At 47.5% G+C, this 4,111-nt stretch carries 6 protein-coding genes; 4 read left to right on the forward strand and 2 right to left on the reverse strand.

Annotation, left to right across the window (positions count from 1 at the left end):
- Positions 1-690: 690 nt before the first annotated feature.
- On the reverse strand, positions 691-1,104 hold the full coding sequence (locus tag HWQ67_RS13725; protein ID WP_218253256.1) for a bacteriohemerythrin: 414 nt from the start codon (positions 1,102-1,104) through the stop codon (positions 691-693).
- Positions 1,105-1,164: 60 nt separating this feature from the next.
- Positions 1,165-1,449 (reverse strand): hypothetical protein, encoded by a 285-nt coding sequence (locus tag HWQ67_RS13730; RefSeq protein ID WP_218253257.1) that lies wholly within the window; start codon positions 1,447-1,449, stop codon positions 1,165-1,167.
- A 285-nt stretch (positions 1,450-1,734) separates the two neighbouring features.
- Between HWQ67_RS13730 and HWQ67_RS13735 the strand changes: the two genes are divergently transcribed.
- The 4 genes from HWQ67_RS13735 to HWQ67_RS13750 all read left to right on the forward strand — a co-directional run.
- Positions 1,735-2,028: a hypothetical protein gene (locus HWQ67_RS13735; protein WP_218253258.1), complete on the forward strand. Its 294-nt coding sequence runs from the start codon at positions 1,735-1,737 to the stop codon at positions 2,026-2,028.
- Positions 2,029-2,032: 4 nt separating this feature from the next.
- On the forward strand, positions 2,033-2,575 hold the full coding sequence (locus HWQ67_RS13740; protein ID WP_218253259.1) for an HDIG domain-containing metalloprotein: 543 nt from the start codon (positions 2,033-2,035) through the stop codon (positions 2,573-2,575).
- A complete protein-coding gene (locus HWQ67_RS13745) occupies positions 2,572-3,735 on the forward strand; it encodes an MFS transporter (RefSeq protein WP_320414570.1) in 1,164 nt (387 codons plus the stop codon). Before HWQ67_RS13740 ends, HWQ67_RS13745 begins: the two co-directional genes overlap by 4 nt.
- Positions 3,736-3,828: 93 nt before the next feature.
- The coding region (locus HWQ67_RS13750) for an Rpn family recombination-promoting nuclease/putative transposase (protein WP_218253261.1) at positions 3,829-4,111 on the forward strand (283 nt) is incomplete at its 3' end.

The raw sequence follows: 4,111 nt of genomic DNA on the forward strand, positions 1-4,111 counted from the left end.
TTTAATCTGTTTAATCCTAGTTCAGACAATCTTTTCATGTGACGATAACATGTTAATTCTTAATGATAATAAATGACTAAAATATATCCTTTCTTATGATAATTAACAATCGTGGAAACTACGTATAAATGCTTTACGGACTGTCTGCTATTCATAGATTGCCCTCTCTTTAAGCATCACAGGCTGGTAGTTGTTGTTCGTTTCCCTCTTCTTTAATCAGGTTACCTATCAAGGCTAAAGCCATATGGATGCCTTTTCTAAGGGACATACCTTTCTGTTTACAAACCTTTTCAAATTCAGCATGTAAGTCAATGCTGTATCCTCTTAAAAAAACATGGTAAAAGGTTTCGCAGGAACCAGGTGCGACTTGGAGCGACAAAGAAGGGGTCAAGGGGACTGGTCCCCTTGCAGGGGGTTCTGAAGGGGGGCGGAGCCGCCCCTTTTTTTCTTTGTATCGCATGCAATCGAAACGCGCTATAAAGGATTTACAGGAAAAAAGAATAAGGTCTACTCGAACATAAATCCTGATAATCCCAATTGTTGGACAGCTCCTTACAGTTGCCGGGGCGGGTGCGACCCGCTACGACAAGATTGCGCCCCGCCCCTTGTGGGGGGTAAAGAGGGGCGGTGAAACTTGAGTTATTGGGTAGTAGTTGTGCCCCCCTCTTTTTTAGGGGCGTAAATATTGCGTTAAGCTTTGTTCTTTAAGAATGTCCCCAGCTTTTTGTCTGCCACGTTTATGTGGTCTACAAACCATGTGTTAAGGTCAAAGCACAGAGCGAAGGATGTGAGTTTGTTTCTGACGGAAAAGTCCTTTTTCAAGGTATTGAGGTCGCTTATGAATTTCCCGTGTTGCTGCTTGTGCAATTGATAATCGGCATACTGATACTGGGCCATGTAACTTTCTTCTATCGCAAAATGACTCTTGGTGTAGTGATCCAGAAAGCTAAACGTGTCTTCAACCTCGCTAATCTCTCTGCCTTCAGAGATTGCATAGTGCAGGGCGCACAGTTTATCCAGGAGTTCAATATGTTGCATGTCCTGCCAGATAACACCGGTTTGCAACTGTGTAGTCCATTTCACAGGGGTACTTGTTTGTTGCACAGAATCCTCCTTCTTGGAGCCCTAGCTGTTACCATACTATTAAGGTAACGGTTGAATTGCCTAGGCCACCTGATATATCCTGACATCTGGTGCTCCCTGCAGATATGGTTTCAGCGCCTCGACAACATCACCGGTGAACAGGGCGCTGCTGAGATAACTCTGGGCCAACTCCACGGAATCAAAACCATGGAGTACCTGTACATCTTCGCTGCGGATGAGCAACTCCTTAGACCGTGCCCCGGGGATTTTATCCAGAAACGGCTGCTTGTACTTTGTATATACACCGGCTGCCTTGGGTCTGTCTGCCTCTGTTATCTTAAGTGTTATTTCTAAATATGCACTCATTGTTTTTCTCCTCCTTAGCGGTTCATTAGGGGGACCATGCCCTCCTATAGATTATAGTATACCAACATCTCTTGCATAAATGTCAATACCTTCAACGGTTACAGGCGCCATTAAGCAACTTTAGGTAGCACCACAATTAGCCGTGGTTGCCGCCATTTAACCCACTTTTTTGGGCATATATGCCAACCTGGTCTCTCCTGTCGATACAGCCCCCTTGACAGCGATGTAACTGGAGTTATACAATTAATACTTGTTACAAAATAAAAACCGAAAGGAGAAAAACTTATGCCACCAGTCCCAAAACACCTAAAAACCAGTCTCGACAGGACAGGACAGGATTACAAGGAAGTACACGAATGGATAGACGCCGCAGACATGGAAACAAAGGCGCAGAGACACGACATCACCAAGATATACGAATACGGCAGGATGATGGAGGAGAAGTATGGCAAGGAGGGACTTCAGGAGTATATCCAGCACATCCACGACGACGTACAGATGAAGTTCACCCACATAATGCACGACTTTGAAAAAGCAATAGCGGATGCCTTCACCTACTTTGGCATCAAGAAGCAATAGAGTCATGATAAAAGACGTAGACATAGAGCTGCTTAAAAGGGCCGGCTTAAGTGCGGATGACCTGACACACTGCATCAAGGTTGCGGAGAAGGCAATAGAGATAGCACGCAGGACGGGGGCAACGGTGGATATGGAGACCGTCACCCGTGGGGCGCTGTTGCACGACCTTGGAAAGGCCAGGACCCATGAGATCGAACACGGCAAGATCGGAGCTCAGATGGGGAAGGAACTGGGCCTGCCCACTGCCATAACAGACATCATGGAAAAGCACATCAGGGGAGGCCTGACACCCGAGGAGGCGAAAGAGCTGGGATTGCCCGATAAGGACTACTCGCTCAAAACCCTTGAGGAGAAAATAGTGATCTACGCCGACAGACTCGTAGATATAATCACGGAAGACGTCGTAGATATCAAGGACGACTCTGAGGCAGAGATACGCTTTGTGGATATACTAAGACAACACATCAAGTATGGCAAAAACGAAATCACCACTGAACGCTACATCGGCTACCACAATGAGATACAGTCTCTGATGCGCGGCAAGTGAGCACATCCTACTTTTTGATTTTGTGCGTAACGGGATTTTTTGCTATTTTCAGTTCAACGATAGCAAAAAGTCCTGTGCTGCCTCTGTATTCCCTGTCGATAGGGATCAGTGCTGCGGGCATTGGAGTGGTGAGCGCCGTGTCGTCCTTTACGGGGATCATAGCCAGTGTGCCGTCGGGGATGATGGCCGAGCGGATCGGTAAGAAGCGGATGCTCATCGTTGCTACGTTGATATTTGCTACGGCCCCGTTTCTCTACCTGTTTGTCGGCAACGTCTGGCAACTGGTGATGGTGAGGTTCTATCATGGGTTGGCAACGGCGATTTTTATGCCGGTTGCTTTGTCTATGGTCTCCGACGTCTTTGACAGGGAACGGGGGGAGAAGATCGGCTGGTTTTCGACCTCAACGCTGTTGGGGCGCTTTATTGCCCCCATGGCCGGGGGAGGCATCATCGGGTTGATGGCCTTTAATCCGGGGATGAGTTACAAGGCGGTCTATCTCTTATGTGCCTTTGTGGGGATACTGTCGCTGATTACGCTGCTATCCATCCCGGGGCAGGCCAGGGATGCTCACAAAACGGCGGCATGGAGGGATATCATTGGTCGGCTGAGACAGTTGCTTACCGTAAAGGGGGTCATTGTAACGAGTGTCGTTGAGGGTGCCGTGTTGTTTTCCTATGGGGCGTTTGAGACATTTCTGCCCCTGTATGCCATCAGCGTTGGACTGACCCCGTATGAGATCGGTATGATACTGTCGATCCAGGTAATCTCCATTGCCCTGACCAAGCCGTTTATGGGGAAATTCTCCGACAGACATGGGAGGGTTCCGCAGATATTCGCGGGAGTCATACTCGGAGCGGTCTGTGTCTATGGATTTTCGCTTTCGGACAAGTTTATACCACTGCTTGTGTTGAGCGTGTTCTTTGGTCTGAGTATTTCGGTGGTAACATCGGCCACATCTGCACTGATAGCAGACCTGAGCAAGAGGGAAAGTCTGGCATCGGCAATGGGCATCCTGGCCTCCGTCATGGACATCGGACACACCACCGGCCCGCTTGTCTCCGGGGTCATTGCCACGTATCTCTCCTACAACAGCGTTTTTGTCTTTGCGGCTATCGTGCTGTTCTGCTGCGCCATTGTGTTTAAACTCGCAATGCGATAAAGAAAAAAACAGACGCGCTGGCCCCTCCCTGCTGTAAAAAAATCCCGTGACGTAATAGTTCACCAAATATTGGGGTATGTGTTAAAATAAAGTATGAGATTTGTTGACGTAAAAAGTGACATAGCCTTTAAGAGGATATTTGGCAACGAAAGCAAGAAAGAGATACTTCTATCTTTTTTAAACGCTGTGCTAAACCTCAAAGGTGATGAGGAGATCGATGACATATCGATCCTTAGTCCCTACCAGACGCCCAAAATAAAAGATTTAAAGTATACCGTTATAGACATAAGGGCGATAGACAAGAGGGGTGTAACATTTATAATCGAGATGCAGGTTCAGAGGGAAAAGAGCTTCGCACAGAGGGTGCTCTACTATA

This window comes from Candidatus Magnetobacterium casense (assembly GCF_019173545.1).
Lineage (GTDB): Bacteria > Nitrospirota > Thermodesulfovibrionia > Thermodesulfovibrionales > Magnetobacteriaceae > Magnetobacterium > Magnetobacterium cryptolimnobacter.

Excerpts from the sequence above, each read along its gene's own strand:
- HWQ67_RS13730 (WP_218253257.1), bottom strand. The coding sequence starts at position 1,449 with ATGAGTGCATATTTAGAAATAACACTTAAGATAACAGAGGCAGACAGA.
- HWQ67_RS13740 (WP_218253259.1), top strand. The coding sequence starts at position 2,033 with ATGATAAAAGACGTAGACATAGAGCTGCTTAAAAGGGCCGGCTTAAGT.
- HWQ67_RS13735 (WP_218253258.1), top strand. The coding sequence starts at position 1,735 with ATGCCACCAGTCCCAAAACACCTAAAAACCAGTCTCGACAGGACAGGA.